Source organism: Anoxybacteroides voinovskiense, assembly GCF_014196205.1.
Lineage (GTDB): Bacteria > Bacillota > Bacilli > Bacillales > Anoxybacillaceae > Anoxybacteroides > Anoxybacteroides voinovskiense.
In genome coordinates, this window is sequence record NZ_JACIDE010000006.1 from 35,694 (window position 1) to 54,763 (window position 19,070).

A 19,070-nucleotide genomic window follows, 5' to 3' on the forward strand; every position below is an offset into this window, starting at 1 on the left:
CGAGCTCTTTTGTGAAACTATGCTTCACTTCTTCCAGTTCTTGTTTCGTGGCCATATTAGCTTTAATATCTTCCAGTTCTTTTGTGAAACTATGCTTCACTTCTTCCAGTTCTTGTTTCGTGGCCATATTAGCTTTAATATCTTCTAGTTCTTTTGTGAAGCTTTGTTTTACTTCTTCGAGTTCTTGTTTCGTGGCCATATTAGCTTTAATATCTTCCAGTTCCTTTGAGAAGCTTTGTTTTACTTCTTCGAGCTCTTGTTTCGTTGCCATGTTCGCTCTAATGTCTTCGAGCTCTTTTGTGAAACTATGTTTCACTTCTTCCAGCTCTTGCTTTGTTGCCATGTTCGTTTTGATGTCGCTTACTTCACTTTCAATAGTTTGAAGCTTGTCCAAAATTTGTGTCAATATCGCTTCCAAGGAAACCCCTCCCTTCTACTAAAAGTAAACGATGGTAGCCATGGAAAAGTGTGTGGTGATGAATCGCTCCTTCCTTTGAAAAATGGGGAAACGAGTGCGTAGAGTAAGTGGTTGAGGCAAAGGATGGTATTGTGGCGCAGAACAAGTGAGGATAATCGTTTCCCACCCATATTATAAATGATTCACAGAAATTTGAAAATAACGTTCTTGGCGTACTGTGTATGTGTCATTGTCGCTTTATTAATATACGAACTAGTTGCGCTAAAACACCGGCAACCATCCCAATCCCTGCAAGAAAAAGAAAAGCAATGATACTCGTTAAATCACTCCATCCATCGTTTGCTCGCGTCCATGAAAGAAAGAGTAAATACATAATGGCAATAACATAAAAAGAAAATGAAACGGTAAAATAAGTTGTTCCGCCAAAAAAACCCCCGACTCCAGCTATCATAGCTAGTAGAAACGAAACGATTAAAAAAGCGATAACGTTTTTTGCATCTACCGCTACATGCAGCATAAAGCGGGACAGTAGAAGCATAATGAATAATAAAAGAAAAACACCTCCAGTAATCCAATACCAGCGAGAAGAAAATTTAGGTGGAAGGTTGAACATATTCATCGCTCCTTTACAATGAGTTGCTTTCACTATATCATAAAATGAAAGCGTTTACGAATGAAAAGGTGGGAGAAAAAATGAAACGAAAATGGCTGCTTGTCGGTACTTTTCTCGTTACCGTTATTTCTGGCTGCACGAACAAGACGAATGATGATGCGCAAATCAATGCGTTAAAAACGAAAGTGGAAGAACAGCAAAAAGTCATCCACCAGCTCAAACAAGAGAATGAAAAGTTGACGAAAAAAATATCCGAACAACAAATGAACAAGGATGTGCTGCATATAGCGCTAGATGTTGTAGCAGCACTTCAAGCAAAAGATATGAGTAAAGTAGCCACATATGTCCATCCAGAAAAAGGAGTACGTTTTAGTCCATATGGTCATGTAAACATTGACAGCGATGTTGTTTTTAAGAAGAACGAACTTCCTTCTTTAATGGAGAGCGACCGTATTTATCATTTTGGTACGTTTGATGGTTCCGGACAGGCGATTGATATGACGTTTCGCGACTACTTTCAAAAATTTGTGTATGACGTCGATTTTGCTTCTCCGCACATGATCGGAAACAACGTAGTTATCGGAAAAGGAAATACGTTAGAAAACATTCATGACGTATACCCGAACGCCGTATTTGTCGAGTTTCATTTTACCGGTTTTGATAAGCAGGCGAATGGAATGGATTGGCGAAGCTTACGGCTTGTATTTGAAAAACAAGGAGATACGTGGTATTTAGTCGGAATCGTTCACGATCAATGGACGATTTAAAAAACGACCTGCTCTACAAAGAAGAGCAGGCCGTTTTTACGGTTAAGACATCTTTTTATTTCGCGCCAAATACCAAGGAATATAATTTATATCCGCCATCTAAGTTTTTCGCGGCAAATCCGTTTTCTTGCAAAATACGAGTGGCTAAATAGCCGCGTAGCCCGACTTGGCAAGTAACATAAATCGGTTGGTCGCTCGGCAATTCATGTAATCGCTCGCGAAGTTCGTCGAGCGGAATATTGACAGACCCATCGATAGCGCCACGTGCTACTTCTAGTGGGGTGCGGACATCGACGAGGAATCCACCGTTGGCAACGATGTCATCAATCTCGTGCCATTGTACTGTCTCAACCCCGTCCATGATGTTCGATGCCACGTACCCAGCCATGTTTACCGGGTCTTTCGCCGAGGAGAACGGCGGTGCATAAGCAAGTTCTAAATCTGGCAACTCACGGACAGTTAACCCGCCTTTAATAGCAGTAGCAATGACGTCAATGCGTTTGTCCACCCCATCTTTTCCAACCGCCTGTGCCCCGTAAATTTTTCCTGTTTGTTTATCGAAAATGAGCTTTAGCGTCATTTGTTGGGCGTTTGGATAATAGCTTGCATGGCTCATTGGGTGAATGTGTACGACTTCGTACGGAACGTCGAGCTGTTTTAACGTTTTTTCATTATTTCCTGTAACGGCAACTGTTAAATCAAACACTTTCGCAATTGCCGTTCCGAGCGTGCCGTTATATTTCACGTCGATTCCATGAATATGGTCAGCGACAAGGCGACCTTGCCGGTTTGCTGGCCATGCGAGCGGGACGAATGTCTCAAAGCCGTGAATGTAGTTTTTCACTTCAATCGCATCGCCAATCGCGTAAATGTTCGGGTCGGACGTTTGTAAATGCTCATTCACTTTAATTGTCCCGCGGATACCTAATTCAAGCCCTGCATCTTTTGCTAATTGGCTTTCTGGCTGTACTCCGATCGCTAAAATAATCATATCGGTATCAATCACTTGCCCGCTCGTTAAGACGATGCGGCGACCGTTATTTTCAAACGATTCCACCCCATCTTCTAACATAAGTTGAATACCGTGCTCTTTCATGTGAGTATGCACAATCGCTGCCATTTCATAGTCGATTGGCGGCATTACTTGATTTGCTCGTTCGATGAGCGTGACGTTTACCCCGCGCTCGGCTAAGTTTTCTGCCATTTCGACACCGATGAATCCACCGCCGATAACGACAGCGTGTTTTGGTTGTTGTTCATCGACGTATGCTTTAATTTTATCTGTATCTGGTACGTTGCGAAGTGTAAAGAGCGCTTCGGCTGTTTCAATGCCTGGAATCGGCGGCACGATTGGCTTTGCGCCAGGGGATAAAATGAGTACATCGTACGTTTCTTCGTACTCTTCTCCTGTCAAGACGCGCTTCACAGAAACCGTTTTTCGGTCGCGATGAATCGCAGTTACTTCGCTAAAGTTGCGAATATCCAGCTTAAACCGTTTGGACATGCCTTCGACTGTCTGCACTAATAATTTTTTGCGGTCGGTAATGACTTCCCCGATATAATACGGTAATCCGCAATTGGCGAAAGAAATATATTCTCCGCGTTCAAACATGACGATTTCGTATTTTTCGCTTAACCGGCGCAAACGCGCTGCGGCGGTAGCTCCCCCTGCCACTCCGCCGACGATAACAATTTTTTTCATCACGTAGCCCCTCCCATAGAATTTATGCTGTTTTTATTGTTGGTTTGATTTCTAAGCAACATACTCCCTTTATTTGAAATCCGTACCGCTTCAATTTGCGCACCCCTAAATTTGTCGTAATCGCATCAGATGTAATCAAAATAACATCTTTATAAGGAATTTGATGGTAATTGCGCTCGATGTACGATAACGGCAAAAGAATTGCCATTGGAACAGGGAGTGCCGTTGCCTCGTTATATTCGCGCAAGTCAATGACAGCAACATGTTTTATATTAGATAGTTGTGTCTTTGAAATCATGGAAACACCGCAAACTGGCACGTATCGTATATACAGCTGGTATATGATTGTACTAACAATTAGAGTAAGCAATAATTCCATGTCGTTGAATACATCCCTCCATTTCTATATACCCCATAAGGTATATTAACAATTGTTTGTTGATTTGTCAAGGAGGTTTAAAAGAACGGGTTTGCTTTCACCATATTTTCACTTTTCTTTTTTACACTGAAACTAGAAAACGAAATACAACGAGGAGGAATCGTGATGAACATGACACCGTATGAATATACGACACCACCAGTGAAAAAGCGAGGGTTTTTCTCTGTTTTATCTGCTTCTATCATCGGGGCAGTGATTGGAAGCGGGGTGACGCTTTATGCTGCACCGCATTTAGGGGTGCTACCGATAGAAACGAAACAAACGAAAATTGCTTCAACGGAAACAAAGCAAGAAACGACTGAAAATGCTCTATCGCTTCAACAAACGGCCAGCACCGCAACCAATATGATTGATGCCATCAATCAAGTAGCGGACGCAGTCGTTGGGGTTGTCAACATTCAAAAACAAACGGACTTTTTCTCTGGCTCTTCTTCAGAACAAGAGGCAGGGACTGGCTCGGGTGTTATTTTTAAAAAAGAAGGGGACAGTGCGTATATTGTGACAAACAACCACGTCATTGAAGGGGCAAATAAAGTAGAAGTATCGCTAAGTAAAGGAGAACGTGTGGCAGCAACGGTTGTCGGCGCCGATCCGTTAACGGACTTAGCCGTATTAAAAATCGATGGAAAATACGTGAAAAAAGTCGCTAGTTTCGGTGATTCGTCTTCGCTTCGTATCGGTGAGCCAGTTGCAGCGATTGGCAATCCACTCGGCTTAGATTTGTCGCGCACCGTAACAGAAGGAATTGTCAGCGGCAAACGAACGATTCCTGTTTCGACATCGGCAGGAGAATGGGAGTTGAATGTCATTCAAACCGATGCGGCCATTAACCCTGGCAATAGTGGCGGTGCGTTAATTAACAGTGCTGGACAAGTTATCGGGATTAACAGTTTAAAAATTGCTCAAGAAGGAGTAGAAGGGTTAGGATTTGCGATTCCAATTCAAGATGCTAAACCGATTATTGAGCAATTGATGCAATATGGAAAAATTAAGCGTCCGTACCTTGGCGTCGGATTGCGAGACGTTAGCGAAATTCCAGCGGACGTTCGTTTTGAACAACTTGGATTGCCAGAAAATGAAACGAATGGAGTAGTTGTCACAGCGGTCGAGCCATCTTCGCCAGCTGCCAAAGCAGGGCTGCAAGCGAAGGATGTGATTACAGCGATTAACGACACAACGATCAACAACGTCAGCGAATTAAGAAAATACTTATATACGAATACAAAAGTTGGCGAAACCGTCCAACTCCACATTTTACGTAACGGCAAAAGCATGACAATCCCCCTTCAATTAAGTGAGCGGAAGGATCAATAAAAAGAATGCGGTCAAGATTCCTTGTTTACCAAAAAATCGCGGTCATCGTTTAGGCGAATGGCCGCATTTTTTTTAGGCATCGGTGCATAGAAATGATAAAAAAGGAATTTTTTTTAGTATATAGAATTAAAAAATAAAAACGATACCATTGGAGGGAGGCAAATGAAGTTTAAGAATTACGAAGAGTTTTGGCCGTTTTATTTATCGCAACACAGCAAGCGAGCAACGAGAGTTTGGCATTTTATTGGGACTAGTTTTGTCTTTATTTTTCTTGTCATAGCACTTGTGACGGGGAACGCTTGGTGGATATTAGCCGCTCCGATAGTAGCGTATTCGTTTGCTTGGATTAGCCACTTTTTCATCGAAGGGAATAAGCCAGCGACGTTCGGCCATCCGTTTTGGTCGCTTCGAGCAGATTTTCGGATGTATCGGCTCATGTTGCTTGGAAAATTAGAAAAAGAGCTCGAGTAGCGCAGCTTGCCTTCGAATGAGGCGTATTTGTAAAGCATATAGTAGTAATATATCGAAAAGGGGGAATACAGCTTGGTGACAAAACCAGCGGGCTTTTGGAAACGATTTCTTGCGAGTTTTTTAGACGGTCTTATTATCGGTATTCCGTTAAGTATTATTGGTTATTTCATTACTGGCAAGGCAGATGGAAATTGGTTCACTTCGCTTATGAACATGCTATATATGTGGCTTATTCCGGTTGTATGGTCCGGATATACAGTAGGGAAGAAAATCGTCGGTATTCGCATTGTGAAGGTAAACGGGGAGAAACTTGGCGTTGGTGCGATGTTTTTGCGCTCCTTTGTCGCCTACCTTATTTATGGGCTTACGCTAGGAATTGCCTTCTTAGTCAGTGCCATTATGGTTGCGGCTCGTGAAGATAAACGGGCGATTCACGACTTTCTCGCTGGAACATACGTAACGACCGAACCGAAAGTGGAGGCGTAAAAACGACAACAATTATTGTGCTACGCAAGGAAATCCGCTCCTCTTTGAGTTTTTATTCATCGAGGAGCGGATTTTTTATGCTTTTTCAGATTAAAGAAAGCATATTCATTCATATATAAATTTTTTTAAAATATTTATAAAAACGAATTTATAAAGATTCATCATTGTTTTTAAATATTCTACTAAAAAACTTTTTGCGTTTTTCTCTTGGATAATGTTAATATTAGAATAACTAAAAATATTCTTAATTAATAAAAAAGGGGGAAGGGCTTTATTAAATATAAAGCGCTTACATAAAAACGATAACAAAGGGGAGGAAGGTATATGCAACCATCACATGGGTTAAAACGGGAGTTGAAAAGCAGGCACTTATTTATGATCGCACTTGGAGGCGTCATCGGAACAGGATTGTTTTTAGGCTCAGGGTACACAATCCATGAAGCGGGGCCGGGGGGAGCGCTTGTTGCTTACTTGTTCGGCGGACTTGTCATGTATTTGACAATGCTTTGTCTTGGAGAATTGGCAGTTTCCTTGCCGGATGCAGGTTCGTATCAAACGTATGCAACCAAATACATTTCGCCTTCCGCAGGATATGTCATCGGCTGGCTTTCATGGCTAAACTGGTCGGTGACAGTAGGATTGGAGCTTTTGACAGTCAGTATTTTAATGAAACGGTGGTTTCCAGACGTTCCTTCTTGGATTTGGTGCGTCGTTTTTGCGGTTGTACTATTTTCCATTAACGCGCTTTCGACAAGAAGTTTTGCCGAAGTAGAGTTTTGGTTTTCGAGCATTAAAGTATTAACGATTATTGCGTTTATTATTTTAGGCGGGGCAGCGATGTTTGGTTTCCTAGAAATGAAAGGTGGAAAGCCCGCTCCGATGTTTTCTAACTTTACAGACCATGGGGGATTGTTCCCGAATGGCATCGCGGCCATTTTAGTGACGATGATTGGGGTAAACTTTTCCTTCCAAGGAACAGAGCTTGTCGGTGTAGCAGCAGGGGAAAGTGAAAATCCAGAAAAAACGGTGCCAAAAGCGATTAACAATACGGTTTGGCGCATTTTGCTCTTTTTTGTATTAGCCATTTTTGTGCTGGCAGGGCTTTTCCCGTGGGAAAAAGCAGGATTAGTAGAGAGTCCGTTTGTTGTTGTCTTTGACAGCATCGGCATCCCATATGCAGCTGACATTGTAAACTTCGTAATTATTACAGCTGTTCTTTCTGTCGCCAATTCCGGCTTGTACGCTACTTCCCGCGTCCTTTGGTCGATGTCGCGTCAAGGAATGGTGAGCCCTGTGTTCAGCAAGTTGTCGAAAAACGGGGTACCGCTCAACGCGCTCATCGCTAGTATGCTCATCGGCTGTCTTTCTTTATTAAGCGGCATTTACGCAGAAGATACGGTCTACTTATGGCTTCTTTCCATTGCAGGATTTGGTGCGGTAACGGTATGGGCATCCATCGCATTATCCAACTATTTAGGGAGAAAAGCGTTTTTAAAACGAGGCGGCAATGTGCGTGATTTGAAATATAAAACACCGCTTTATCCATTCGTCCCACTTTTAGCGTTTGCGTTAAATGTGCTCATTATCGTTAGCCTTGCGTTTATCCCAGAGCAACGCATGGCACTTTATTGCGGCATTCCATTTATGATTGCTTGCTATATTTATTACCATTTTGTCGCAAAACACCGAACAACCGAACAACGAATGACTTCCAAAGTAGAAATGGAGAGAATGTGAAGGTAAAAACAGGCTTCCGGACAAGGGGCCTGTTTTTTGGTACAATGGTGGGGGAAAACAAAAAGGGAGGGCGTGTGTTGGAGAAACAACCGTTATGGAATGAAGCAGAAGCGTTTATTCGCACATGTTATCAAGAACTAGGGAAAAATGGGATCGATACTGAACGTCGTCTTACGGAGATTGAGCGAGAGATTGCCCTTACCGGTACGTATACTCATACATATGAAGAATTGGAACACGGTGCCAAAATGGCGTGGCGCAATAGCAACCGCTGCATCGGTCGTTTATTTTGGCAAACGCTACATGTGTTTGATGCGCGGAATGTGGAAACAGAAGAAGAAGTAGCTGAACAGCTCTTTCGTCATATAACGTTTGCGACAAACGGTGGAAAAATTCGCCCGACAATTACAGTGTTTAAGCCAGATGGAGAAGTGCGCATTTGGAATCATCAACTCATCCGCTATGCAGGGTATGCAACAGAACTTGGGGTAATCGGTGACTCGTCTTCTATTTCTTTTACAAAAGCATGCGAACAGATGGGATGGAAAGGAGAACGAACAAATTTTGATTTGTTGCCTCTTGTCGTTCAACAAAAGGGGAAGCAACCGAAATGGTTTGACATCCCACGTGAACTTGTACTAGAAGTGCCGATCGAGCACCCTGAGTTTGTGTGGTTTCAAGATTTGCAGCTGAAATGGTATGCGGTGCCCATTATTTCGGACATGTGTCTAGAAATCGGGGGCATTCGTTATATGGCTGCTCCGTTTAACGGCTGGTACATGGAGACGGAAATTGGTGCCCGTAATTTAGCAGACGACTACCGGTATAACATGCTTCCGAAAATTGCTTCATGTATGGGACTTGATATGAGCACAAACGCAACGCTTTGGAAAGATAAGGCGTTAATTGAGTTGAATGTGGCAGTTCTTCACTCATACAAAAAAGCAGGCGTCAGCATCGTCGACCACCATACAGCAGCACAGCAGTTCAAGCGATTCGAGCAAAAAGAACAGGAAGTTGGTCGGCACGTCACCGGCGATTGGACGTGGCTTATTCCGCCTGTTTCGCCAGCAACGACACACATTTTCCATAAAGACTATGACAATACGACCGTAACGCCGAACTTCTTTTATCAAAAGCGACCGTACGAATAACATGGCCTTTCTCTCCATATAGTAAAGTGGAGGGGATGCGTATGCAATTTTACTACGGTCAGCAAATGCCGTTGCGTATTTTAGATGAAGCGGAATTTTGGAAACATCAAGAAGAAGAGCATACCGTTGTCATTCGCGAGCTTGTGACCGGATTAGAACAACCGTTTGTCGAGGCATTGCAAAAATGGGAAGAGGCATTGTCAGCTACCCATCAGCAAATCGTTCGCTATATCGAGTCCGTTGTTCGTGCGGGGGCGTATGTATCTAATGAACTGTATCAGCAAGTGTTGCATTTAGTGTCATTTTGTTTGCAACAAAGTCTAGCATTTATTCAGTTATGCCGGCAACTAAAAACCGACAGCGCTGCTGTTCGGCAAAATAAAACCGCGAACGTCGTCTTAAACCACATTATTCGCGAATCGGAGTACTTTGTCGGCATTGCCCAAGCACTGTTGTACAGAAAACAAGATGCCTACTCAAGGTAGGCATCTTTTATTTTAAGGTAAGAAAGTATAAAATTTTACGATTAGGTGGGGCGCTGTCTAGCTCCAAGCGCCATCGGCTCGAGTCGCTCCGCCCCACACTGCGGCGGCAACAGCCTCCTCGGTGGGGCTTGTGCGATCTTCGCCGATAGGCGGGCGCTTTGCGCTTTTCTTAAAAACTATATTTACAAAACAAAAAAGAAAAATAGGACCTTTGGATGTTTTATTATATCGTTTTTTAACAGTATATTATAATAAAAATTCTCTTTCCTTTCTTCAAGGAAATGATATAATAAAAAATAAATTCTTAATTTACCGAAAATTTGGAGGGGGAAAACGTGTCGCTGTCGAGTTATATTATTCGCACACTGTTAGTCGTCATTCCAGGGACGGCGCTTATTGGCTTAGGGGTGTGCATTGGAAACGGAGTGGATGGTCTTGCTTTTTGGTGGACAATGGCAGCAACCGTATTGCTAGGTATTATTCTTGGAACGTTATCCGCAACGATAAACTATCGCCGCTTTGTCGCACCAATTGCCGTCATTAACGAACATTTGCAAAAAATGACGAACGGGGACTTATTAACTCGTGTTCCGCTTGAGCGTGTACGGGAGTTAAAACCGATTGCTGTTTGTATGAATACCATGGCAGAAACATGGGGCGAAATGATGGGAAACATGAAACGTCATTCCGATGAGATGGCACATTTTTCTGAACAGCTTTCGCACATTGCCGAACAAACGACAAAAGCAACGGAACAAATTGCAACCACGATGGAAGATATCGCCGTGCACGCTGAACAGCAAGTAAAAATGGTACAGGAAACGTCTCGGTCGATGAATGAAATTTCGCATTCGCTCACGAATGTTGCAGCGAATACGGAGCGTGTATCAGCGAACACAGGGGAAACGTTAGTGAAAGCAACGACAGGGAAGCAATCCATTGAGCAAATGGAAGAACAAATGAAATTTATTCATGCACATGTGCAAACGCTTGGACAAGTGGTAAAAGGATTAGGGGAGCGCTCGAACGAAATCGGGCAAATTACGCAAGTCATTACTGGCATTGCTTCGCAAACGAATTTGTTGGCGTTAAATGCAGCCATCGAAGCGGCACGAGCAGGCGAACAAGGAAAAGGATTTGCTGTCGTTGCCGACGAAGTGCGTAAACTCGCCGAGCAATCCGCTCAATCTGCTCAGCAAATTACCCAACTAATCGGCGACATTCAGAAAGAAACAGAACAAGCGATTCGCTCGACAGAAACGGTCGTTGGCGAAGTATCGGAAGGGCTTCATGCTGTGCAAACCGCTGGCTTGTCATTTGAACAAATTCGTCAGTCCATCAACGGCGTCAATGAACAAATGGAACACGTTTCTTCCGTCATTCAGCAAATGACAACAAGCGCCCAACAAGTAGCCACCTCGATTGAACAAATCATTGCCATTGTAGAACAATCATCGGCAGGTTCTACAAACATCTCCGCAGCTACGGAAGAGCAAATGGCATCAATGGAGGAAATCGCTTCTTCTGCTGCCTCGCTCCGCAAAATGGCGGAAGATATGCAGCGACTTATGCAGAGATTCCGAGCATAAAAAACGTTTACAAGCGTGAATAAATATGCTAGAATTTTAGAAAAAATAAATCCATGCTTGATCTACTAGGGGAGTCCAATAGCTTGGACTGAGAGAAGAACGCGCGAAAGTTCTTTGACCCTTCGAACCTGATCTGGGTTATACCAGCGTAGGGAAGTAGATAGTGGGAGTATCCTATATACTTTACGCTATTTATACATTCCATCGGGTTCTCTTTATAAGAGAGCCCGATTTTATTTGTCCATACGTTTTGGTGTAACTTCGGATCAAATCAAAAAAGGAGGAAGTTGCATGCAAAACGTTTTATCTTCTATGCCGTTTCCAGCAAGCAAAAAAGTGTATGTGGAAGGATCGCGCCCAGATATTCGCGTGCCGATGCGAGAAATTACGCTAAGCCCGACGAAAACAGAATTTGGCACGTTTGAAAACGCACCCGTTCGCGTCTATGACACAAGCGGGCCATACACAGATCCACAGTTTCAGCCCGACATTCATAAAGGCTTGCCAGAATTGCGCAAGCGCTGGATTTTAGAGCGCGGCGACGTCGAACAATATGACGGACGGCCGGTAAAACCGGAAGATAACGGTGTTCGCAACGGAAAACAGCCAGAAATCGTTCCACCGTTTGCCCGTAAGCCGCTTCGAGCAAAAAAAGGGCATGTCGTCACCCAAATGCATTACGCCAAAAAAGGAATGATTACACCGGAGATGGAATTTGTTGCGCTTCGTGAGCAAATGGATCCAGAATTCGTCCGCCAAGAAGTGGCTGCAGGGCGAGCGATTATCCCGTCGAATATTAACCACCCAGAAAGCGAACCGATGATTATCGGCAGCCGATTCCATGTCAAAATTAATGCGAACATCGGCAACTCGGCAGTCACGTCGTCGATTGAAGAAGAAGTTGAAAAAATGCTTTGGGCAGTCCGCTGGGGCGCTGATACGATTATGGATTTATCGACTGGAAAAAACATTCATGCAACGAGAGAATTTATTATTCGCAACTCGCCAGTTCCTGTCGGGACGGTGCCAATTTATCAAGCGTTAGAAAAAGTCAATGGCGTTGTCGAAGATTTAACATGGGAAATTTATCGCGATACACTCATCGAACAAGCGGAACAAGGGGTCGATTATTTTACGATTCATGCTGGCGTCTTGCTTCGCTATATTCCGTTGACGGTTCAGCGGACGACTGGCATCGTGTCGCGCGGTGGCTCGATTATGGCACAATGGTGTTTAGCTCATCATCAAGAAAACTTCCTATACACGCATTTTGAAGAAATTTGCGAAATTTTAAAAGCCTATGACATTGCCGTTTCGTTAGGGGACGGTTTGCGGCCTGGTTCGATTGCTGATGCAAACGACGAAGCACAGTTTGCGGAATTAGAAACGCTTGGAGAACTAACGAAAATCGCATGGAAGCACGATGTGCAAGTCATGATTGAAGGACCTGGACATGTGCCAATGCACAAAATTAAAGAAAATGTTGACAAACAAATCGACATTTGCCAAGGGGCACCGTTTTATACATTAGGTCCGCTCACGACAGATATTGCCCCAGGGTATGACCATATTACATCGGCAATCGGAGCAGCAATGATTGGCTGGTTTGGGACATCGATGCTTTGTTACGTTACCCCGAAAGAACATTTAGGATTGCCGAATAAAGAAGATGTACGACAAGGGGTTATTGCGTATAAAATTGCTGCCCATGCCGCCGATTTAGCCAAAGGGCATCCTGGGGCGCAATTGCGCGATGATGCATTGTCGAAAGCGCGTTTTGAATTCCGTTGGCACGATCAATTTAATCTCTCTCTTGACCCAGAGCGAGCGCGGGAATACCATGACGAAACGTTGCCAGCGGAAGGAGCGAAAATCGCTCACTTTTGCTCCATGTGCGGACCGAAGTTTTGCTCGATGAAAATTTCGCACGAGCTGCAAAAGGCGGTGAAAGAAGAAGGGATGAAACAAAAAGCGAAGGAGTTTGTTGACAATGGCTCAGCCCTTTACCAATGAAACCGTTGCCGCATTAAAAGAAGAAATCGCCCAACTAAAAGGACGAATCGCGCAATTAGAGCAACAAATCGCAGACATTCAAGCAAAATGCCAACATATCTTTTCTGAAACGCCCATCATGCGTAAATGCGTGAAATGTGGGTATACGGAAAGCATGTACTACTAAACTGCTTAACAGAAAGAGGTCGCCTTGCTAGCGCCTCTTTCTTCTGTGAAAATATATAAGTTGCAATAAAGAATTTCCGATTTTTCATTTCCGTTTTCATCTCAATACAAGCAGATATAGTATAACGTGGAAGGTAATCAGCTGGATGTAAAACAAAATTTCAACTTATATAGCAAATCGATGAGCGGTTATTTTTCATGCTTGGATGAGGAGGAACACCTGCTCATGGATGTTTTTCTGTGAAATAACCGACCAATGAAACGGCTACTTCCATGTTTAGATGGCGAGCAAAATTTGCCCATGGACATGCTACCGCTTCTTTTGTACGAGAACAGAACGCACTGCCTGCTCAATTTCCTGATAGCTTGTGCAGCGGCAAATGTTGGACTCCAGCCATTTTCGAATCGTTTCCTCGTCTGCGTCTGGCTTTTGTGTTGTTAAAGCGTAAGCATTCATCACAAATCCTGGCGTACAATAGCCGCACTGAAACGCAAACTGTTCGACGAAAGCGCGTTGAATGGCAGTGTCATGCAGCCCTTCAATCGTCGTAATCTCCTGTCCAACCGTTTCTATCGCTAGCATCATGCACGATTTTATTGGCGTATCGTTCACAAGGACTGTACACGCCCCGCAATCACCGTTTAAACAGCCAGGCTTTGCACCGGTTAGCTCTAAATGGCGAAGCACGACCAATAACGTATCTGCTTGACGAATGACTGTCGACCGTTGTTCGCCGTTAATATGCAAAATGACTTCGGATTTCATGCTGATTCCCCTTCCAGCGCAGTAATGACGTCCAAAAGCGCATGTCTTAGTACAAACAAACGGTAGTTTGCTGACCCTTCGATATCATCCAACACCGGAGATGGAAGTGCTTCGATCGCATTAGCGATGCGAACATCAAGCGGTAGCTTTCTGTTTAGCCGTTCTTCCACTTCCAATGAGCGAAACGGAAACGGACAGACACCGCTGAAGGCGACGCGAAGCTTCTCGTCTTTTTTCAATGCAGCGACCGTCACGAGCGGATACCCAGTATTTCCTTGTTGCCGACGTTTCGTATGGACGTATGGCAGTTTATTGTATACGGCATCAATTTTTACTTGCACGAGAAATTGAGATGGAGAAAGGCGCATATATTGCTCGAACACCTCATGAATGGACTGTTCACTTATTCCTTCTTTCCCAGCGATAACAACCCGACTATCGGCAAGCAAGAAAGGAAGGACGGCTTCGTGGTAAAAAATACGCCCACAAATATTGCCGCCGAGTGTAATTTGGTTGCGCGCGGTTCGGTCAGCGATTTCACGTACGGCTTTTGTCAATAGCGGAAACGAATTTGCTTCTTCAATCGTAGAAAGTGAAAGGGCTGCGCCGAACGTCAACTCATGCGCTGTGACAGAAAGGATACGGCATTCAGGAAGAGATTTAAGGTCAATGACCGCATCGGCAAACGTCCGTCCTAGGCGTGCTAACGTAATAAATTCGGTGCCGCCGCCGTAATAAAGAGGGCGCTTTCCTTCGGCTTCGAGGGAGGAAAACAGTTGGACTGCTTCTTCAATCGTAGACGGGCGATAGTACGCTACATCAAACGGAATCATTAAACCACCCTTCCTTTGTCCGCCAAATCAGCTCTGGAAGGAGCGGCAATTGGTTAAGTGGAACTTGGGCGGCCGTCGATAAGGCGTTCGCTAAGGCAGCAGGCATCCCAATTAGTCCGTGTTCTCCGACGCCGCGAGAGCCATATGGCGCATCAATTTGTGGGGTATAGACGAAATCAGCGATGTACTCTGGATGTTCCCCAAACCGAAGCGGGCGGTACGTTCGAAATTGCGCGTTTAACACGCGCTCATATCGGTCGAAGAAAAACGTTTCGCGACTAGCAAAGCTCAATCCCATGCTCATTGCTCCCATCACTTGCCCAAGCGCAGCCTTTTCATTTAGCACTTTTCCAATATCAATAACCGAAACGGCTTTTATAATGCGATACGTATAGTCACGTTTATCGAACTCTACTTCGACGGCATGCGAACATACCGTCCATTCTGGCCCAGGTTTTCCGGCGCCTGTTTCTTTGTCAAGCGGGGTTAAGTGGCGTAAAATATAGTGGCCGCGCCCAATAATTTGCCCGCCGATGGCATTTCCGTTCGGGTATTTGTAGCCGTAGGCGATTTCTTTTATCGGTATATAGACGCTTGGATCGTCGCGCAAAAAAACGTTGCCGTAACCGACTTCTAAATCTTCGCTAGAAACGCGGAGGATGCAGGCAGCGATGGCTTTTAACTGGCGAATGGCGTCATCCGCCGCGGATAAGACAGCGCGTCCAGCCATAAACGTGCCGCGGCTTGCGACCGTTTTCCAATGTTCTGGTGTCGTTTGCGTATCGATGTCCATTTTGACATGAATATCGTTAATGTCCATTTTCAACTTTTCGGCAAGGATTTGCGCTAAGACGGTTTTTGTCCCTGTTCCGATTTCGACAACGCCAGTGATAAGGTTTATGCTTCCGTCTGTGTTAAAAGTAATGATGGCACCTGAGCTAGCGTCTGTGTCGATGGTAGACGTTTTCCAGCTACAGCTAACACCTTTCGCTCGTACGAGACGGGAGTTGATTTCGATACGTTGCCATTCATCCCATTCGATTAGTTCGCGCACTCGAGCGATACAAGCAGGCAAGTTGCCGACATTGCTTTTATTGAGCATGACTTGTGTCGGAGTAGTATTGCCAGGGAGAATGGCATTTCGTTCGCGAATCGCTAATTTGTCCATTTGTAATTTTTCCGCTAGCATATCAATCGTTCGCTCAATGGCAAATGCTTGCTCACAATGGCCGAAACTGCGAAACGGAGAAGCGTACGGATGGTTTGTATAGACGCATAACGAGTCGCACCATACGTTGTTAATGTGATATGGACCAGTGCAATCCGCCGCGGCCGCTCGGGTCACATCAATCGCCTTATCAGAATATGCCCCGCCGTCAAATAAAAAGACCATTTCGGCTGCTGTTATTTTACCATCTTTCGTTGCCCCTAGCTTAATCGTTGCTTCCATGCCGATATGAACAGGCGAAGTGACCATGTCTTGTTCACGTGTGTTCCATACGCTCACCTTTCGTCCACCAACCGCTTTCGCCGCAAGATAAGCGAGCAATTCTAGTTGAACAGGCGCTTTTCCGCCGTACGCTCCGCCAACGAATGGGGTATGAACGACCACTTTGCCCACTTCTTCTCCGAAATATTCCCCAATGAGCCGTTTAATCATAAATGGCGCTTGCGTCGACGCTGTGATGACAACTGTTCCGTCTGCTCGAATTTCCGCGGTTGCACATCTCGTTTCCATCGCGGCGTGGTCGGAAGGGGAAAACGAAAAGCTTGCTTCGACAACTACATCACTTTCCGCCCATCCTTTTTCCATTGATCCTTTGCGAATTTTCGTGCGGTGGGCAATGTTTGTGCCAGGTTCGGGGTACGTATATTTTCCTTTTTGATAGGTTGCTAAGTTTTCATGAAGAAGCGGTGCTCCTTCTGCTAGCGCTTCTTTCGGTGAACCGACGACACGGAGTGGCTCATAGATAATAGAAATAAGCTGCGCTGCTTGTTCTGCTTGCATAAGCGTATCTGCCACTACAACGGCGACGACTTCACCGTGGTAGCGAACTTTTTCCCATGCGATTGGCGGGCGATCGCGCAAATCTTCTCCTGTTAATGGCAGCCCTTCACCTGTGAGAATAGCGCGTACTCCGGGGGCAGCGTACGCTTTTTCGGTGCGAATGTCGCGAATGCGAGCGTGGGCGTATGGGCTTGTGACAAGCTTTGCATGTAACGTTCCACTACTAACCGTATCGAGCGTATATTTTGCTTTTCCTGTTACTTTTTCCCACGCTTCTTTTCGAATGACGCTTTTTCCAATCATCCTATTCCCCCTTTTTCCCAGTACTCAAGTGCTTGTTTGTACTCTTCCATTGTGTCAATGTCGAAAAAAAGGCGATGGTCATCAGTATAAAGCAATGTTCCGTTCCAATGTTTTTGGCGAATGAGCTGCCGTGCTCCTTCGTCGCCTTGAATGTTCAGGAGCAAAGGAAAGACAGTCGCGTTAAACAAAATGGGCGGAAACGGAATGCTGTTATTGGTAAACGCTACATAGTCCGTGCGCGTTTGCGCGAAGCAAGCGATGAGCTCGTTAATCGTTTCCTTTCGGACAAATGGTTGATCGGCTAGTAAGACGATAGCGGCTTCTGCTTGGTGGCGAATGGCTTCACGAACGCCGCATCGCAGTGAAAAAGACTGGGTAGCTGAAGGACAACGAACAATCGTGATTTTTTCGTGGTGTAATAACGGAGATACTACCCAATCGAGCGAATCATTTGGCTGTACGATGAGAAAAACGGTCGAAAGAAAAGAAGAGAGAGCGGCTTGCAACGCGCATGAGCCGAGGGAAGAGTCAGCAAGCGGAAGCGCCCGTTTATCCGTTTCCATTCGCCTGCTGTTTCCAGCGGCTAAATAAATGCCGACAGTGATCATCCTTTTCCTCCTCGTAAAGCCTCGATCATTTCAGCGACGATGCTAATTGCAATTTCCTCTGGACTGCGCGCGCGAATGGCAAGCCCTGCTGGCGAGCGAACAGTCGAAGGGATATGGCCGCTAAACAAGCGAGCGGTGCGAGCTTTCGAACTTAACACACCAAGATAATAAAGCGGCTTGTCACGCAGCAAGGCTAAAATTTCTTGATCGCGCTGAAAATGATGGGTCATGACGACAACGAAATCTCGCTCATGCATAGAAAGCGTTGGGATAACCTCCCGTGGAAACCCATGCTTTATTTCTGCGAACGGGAAATACTGTGCATCCGCATAAGCTGGTCGCCAATCGACAACAATGATACGAAACCCGAGTTGATGGGCGAAAGAAGCAAGTGGACGCACATCTGGATTCGCTCCAAACAAAATAAGACGAGGCTTTGGCCAAAAATGGTGTACATAAATAGGGAGGTTGCCAATTGTACAGATGCCGTTAGCCATCGAAAAAGATGGGGTCGTTTGTAAAATGTTAATCAGTTCATCATGAATTCCTGAAAGCTCACCAAATACTTGCCCGCTTTCAGTGACAAAAAGCCATGGCCGATTTATTTGTAGTTTGTCAATTGGTCTAGCAAACACGACATGTTCTCCGCGGTCAAGGCATGCTTTCACGGCGAGTAAATGGGCACGAAAGGATGCGGTAAGCGGCTGTAACAACACGTGAATCGTTCCGTTGCATCCTACTTGCCCCCAAGAAAAATCATCTTCTTGTGTTAAATCATAAACAACGACAGTAGCGGTTTTCGTGCGCCATACGTCGTCTGCTTTAGCGGCTAAATCTTCTTCAAGGCAGCCGCCGCTCAATATTCCCATTTGCGCCCCGTTTTCCCCAAATAGCATACATGTTCCTTCTTTTTGATACGACGAGCCTTCGACATGAATAATCGTCGCTAGCACATGCCAACTACAATGCCCGACTATTTCCAATAGATGATATTCCATTGTTTTCCCTCCATTCGTATTGTATTAACGACTTTTCTGCAATATGTATATGTGAATGGGAATGTTACAATTTTGTGAAACTATTCACATTCATTGTTCTTAATGTGATAAAATTCACAAACATAAAAATGATTCAATAATAAAATAAAACTAGCGAATCTGTAGATATTTATATGTGAATTATTGAGCAAATAAGGAGTG

General features: G+C 44.7%; 17 protein-coding genes, 2 pseudogenes and 1 riboswitch. Of the genes and pseudogenes, 10 read left to right on the forward strand and 9 right to left on the reverse strand.

The window, feature by feature from the left end; all coding sequences use genetic code 11:
* Positions 1-418: pseudogene (locus GGR02_RS05360) on the reverse strand (hypothetical protein); the annotation flags it as partial.
* Positions 419-644: 226 nt separating this feature from the next.
* A complete protein-coding gene (locus tag GGR02_RS05365) occupies positions 645-1,031 on the reverse strand; it encodes a permease (protein WP_183183711.1) in 387 nt (128 codons plus the stop codon).
* An 80-nt stretch (positions 1,032-1,111) separates the two neighbouring features.
* Between GGR02_RS05365 and GGR02_RS05370 the strand changes: the two genes are divergently transcribed.
* Complete coding sequence (locus GGR02_RS05370; protein ID WP_183183712.1) at positions 1,112-1,798, forward strand: hypothetical protein; 687 nt, start codon at positions 1,112-1,114, stop codon at positions 1,796-1,798.
* A 55-nt stretch (positions 1,799-1,853) separates the two neighbouring features.
* Here GGR02_RS05370 and cdr read toward each other — a convergent pair whose 3' ends face one another.
* Together cdr and GGR02_RS05380 are read right to left on the reverse strand one after the other, a co-directional pair.
* On the reverse strand, positions 1,854-3,500 hold the full coding sequence (gene cdr, locus GGR02_RS05375; RefSeq protein ID WP_183183824.1) for a CoA-disulfide reductase: 1,647 nt from the start codon (positions 3,498-3,500) through the stop codon (positions 1,854-1,856).
* 22 nt (positions 3,501-3,522) lie between these two features.
* The gene (locus GGR02_RS05380; protein ID WP_183183713.1) at positions 3,523-3,798 is read right to left on the reverse strand and encodes a hypothetical protein; all 276 of its coding nucleotides are present in this window, start codon (positions 3,796-3,798) and stop codon (positions 3,523-3,525) included.
* 246 nt (positions 3,799-4,044) lie between these two features.
* On the opposite strand from GGR02_RS05380, the gene GGR02_RS05385 reads away from it, so the two are divergent.
* From GGR02_RS05385 to GGR02_RS05425, 9 genes and pseudogenes are all read left to right on the forward strand, one after another.
* Positions 4,045-5,253 (forward strand): S1C family serine protease, encoded by a 1,209-nt coding sequence (locus GGR02_RS05385; protein ID WP_183183714.1) that lies wholly within the window; start codon positions 4,045-4,047, stop codon positions 5,251-5,253.
* 162 nt (positions 5,254-5,415) lie between these two features.
* On the forward strand, positions 5,416-5,724 hold the full coding sequence (locus GGR02_RS05390) for a DUF962 domain-containing protein (RefSeq protein ID WP_183183715.1): 309 nt from the start codon (positions 5,416-5,418) through the stop codon (positions 5,722-5,724).
* Positions 5,725-5,796: 72 nt separating this feature from the next.
* Complete coding sequence (locus GGR02_RS05395) at positions 5,797-6,210, forward strand: RDD family protein (RefSeq protein ID WP_183183716.1); 414 nt, start codon at positions 5,797-5,799, stop codon at positions 6,208-6,210.
* 324 nt (positions 6,211-6,534) lie between these two features.
* Positions 6,535-7,870: pseudogene (locus GGR02_RS05400) on the forward strand (amino acid permease); the annotation flags it as partial.
* Between the two features lie 121 nt (positions 7,871-7,991).
* Positions 7,992-9,101 carry a nitric oxide synthase oxygenase gene (locus GGR02_RS05405; protein WP_183183825.1) on the forward strand — a complete coding sequence of 370 codons (1,110 nt, stop codon included), beginning with the start codon at positions 7,992-7,994 and terminating at the stop codon, positions 9,099-9,101.
* Between the two features lie 41 nt (positions 9,102-9,142).
* Positions 9,143-9,586 carry a DUF2935 domain-containing protein gene (locus GGR02_RS05410; RefSeq protein WP_183183718.1) on the forward strand — a complete coding sequence of 148 codons (444 nt, stop codon included), beginning with the start codon at positions 9,143-9,145 and terminating at the stop codon, positions 9,584-9,586.
* Between the two features lie 335 nt (positions 9,587-9,921).
* A complete protein-coding gene (locus GGR02_RS05415) occupies positions 9,922-11,175 on the forward strand; it encodes a methyl-accepting chemotaxis protein (RefSeq protein WP_183183719.1) in 1,254 nt (417 codons plus the stop codon).
* Positions 11,176-11,232: 57 nt separating this feature from the next.
* A riboswitch (TPP riboswitch) is annotated at positions 11,233-11,347 on the forward strand.
* Positions 11,348-11,466: 119 nt separating this feature from the next.
* A complete protein-coding gene (gene thiC / locus GGR02_RS05420) occupies positions 11,467-13,188 on the forward strand; it encodes a phosphomethylpyrimidine synthase ThiC (RefSeq protein ID WP_183183720.1) in 1,722 nt (573 codons plus the stop codon).
* Complete coding sequence (locus tag GGR02_RS05425; protein WP_183183721.1) at positions 13,166-13,354, forward strand: coiled-coil domain-containing protein; 189 nt, start codon at positions 13,166-13,168, stop codon at positions 13,352-13,354. Before thiC ends, GGR02_RS05425 begins: the two co-directional genes overlap by 23 nt.
* Before the next feature lie 309 nt (positions 13,355-13,663).
* On the opposite strand, the gene GGR02_RS05430 is transcribed toward GGR02_RS05425, so the two are convergent.
* Genes GGR02_RS05430 through GGR02_RS05450 form a run of 5 tightly spaced genes read right to left on the reverse strand, consistent with a single transcriptional unit; the run spans position 13,664 to position 18,869 of the window.
* Entirely contained in the window at positions 13,664-14,119 is a 456-nt protein-coding gene (locus GGR02_RS05430) for a (2Fe-2S)-binding protein (protein WP_183183722.1), read from the reverse strand.
* On the reverse strand, positions 14,116-14,952 hold the full coding sequence (locus GGR02_RS05435; RefSeq protein WP_183183723.1) for an FAD binding domain-containing protein: 837 nt from the start codon (positions 14,950-14,952) through the stop codon (positions 14,116-14,118). Before GGR02_RS05435 ends, GGR02_RS05430 begins: the two co-directional genes overlap by 4 nt.
* Complete coding sequence (locus tag GGR02_RS05440) at positions 14,939-17,263, reverse strand: xanthine dehydrogenase family protein molybdopterin-binding subunit (RefSeq protein WP_183183724.1); 2,325 nt, start codon at positions 17,261-17,263, stop codon at positions 14,939-14,941. Before GGR02_RS05440 ends, GGR02_RS05435 begins: the two co-directional genes overlap by 14 nt.
* A complete protein-coding gene (locus GGR02_RS05445; RefSeq protein ID WP_183183725.1) occupies positions 17,260-17,871 on the reverse strand; it encodes an NTP transferase domain-containing protein in 612 nt (203 codons plus the stop codon). The genes GGR02_RS05440 and GGR02_RS05445 overlap by 4 nt, the downstream gene beginning before the upstream one ends.
* Complete coding sequence (locus GGR02_RS05450) at positions 17,868-18,869, reverse strand: XdhC family protein (protein WP_183183726.1); 1,002 nt, start codon at positions 18,867-18,869, stop codon at positions 17,868-17,870. The genes GGR02_RS05445 and GGR02_RS05450 overlap by 4 nt, the downstream gene beginning before the upstream one ends.
* Between the last annotated feature and the right edge of the window lie 201 nt (positions 18,870-19,070).

Bases quoted from the DNA above. Each gene is read 5' to 3' on its own strand.
- GGR02_RS05365 (WP_183183711.1), bottom strand. From the start codon at position 1,031: ATGTTCAACCTTCCACCTAAATTTTCTTCTCGCTGGTATTGGATTACT.
- GGR02_RS05370 (WP_183183712.1), top strand. From the start codon at position 1,112: ATGAAACGAAAATGGCTGCTTGTCGGTACTTTTCTCGTTACCGTTATT.
- cdr (WP_183183824.1), bottom strand. From the start codon at position 3,500: ATGAAAAAAATTGTTATCGTCGGCGGAGTGGCAGGGGGAGCTACCGCC.
- GGR02_RS05380 (WP_183183713.1), bottom strand. From the start codon at position 3,798: ATGATTTCAAAGACACAACTATCTAATATAAAACATGTTGCTGTCATT.
- GGR02_RS05385 (WP_183183714.1), top strand. From the start codon at position 4,045: ATGAACATGACACCGTATGAATATACGACACCACCAGTGAAAAAGCGA.
- GGR02_RS05390 (WP_183183715.1), top strand. From the start codon at position 5,416: ATGAAGTTTAAGAATTACGAAGAGTTTTGGCCGTTTTATTTATCGCAA.
- GGR02_RS05405 (WP_183183825.1), top strand. From the start codon at position 7,992: ATGGTGGGGGAAAACAAAAAGGGAGGGCGTGTGTTGGAGAAACAACCG.
- GGR02_RS05410 (WP_183183718.1), top strand. From the start codon at position 9,143: ATGCAATTTTACTACGGTCAGCAAATGCCGTTGCGTATTTTAGATGAA.
- thiC (WP_183183720.1), top strand. From the start codon at position 11,467: ATGCAAAACGTTTTATCTTCTATGCCGTTTCCAGCAAGCAAAAAAGTG.
- GGR02_RS05425 (WP_183183721.1), top strand. From the start codon at position 13,166: ATGGCTCAGCCCTTTACCAATGAAACCGTTGCCGCATTAAAAGAAGAA.
- GGR02_RS05430 (WP_183183722.1), bottom strand. From the start codon at position 14,119: ATGAAATCCGAAGTCATTTTGCATATTAACGGCGAACAACGGTCGACA.
- GGR02_RS05435 (WP_183183723.1), bottom strand. From the start codon at position 14,952: ATGATTCCGTTTGATGTAGCGTACTATCGCCCGTCTACGATTGAAGAA.
- GGR02_RS05440 (WP_183183724.1), bottom strand. From the start codon at position 17,263: ATGATTGGAAAAAGCGTCATTCGAAAAGAAGCGTGGGAAAAAGTAACA.
- GGR02_RS05445 (WP_183183725.1), bottom strand. From the start codon at position 17,871: ATGATCACTGTCGGCATTTATTTAGCCGCTGGAAACAGCAGGCGAATG.
- GGR02_RS05450 (WP_183183726.1), bottom strand. From the start codon at position 18,869: ATGGAATATCATCTATTGGAAATAGTCGGGCATTGTAGTTGGCATGTG.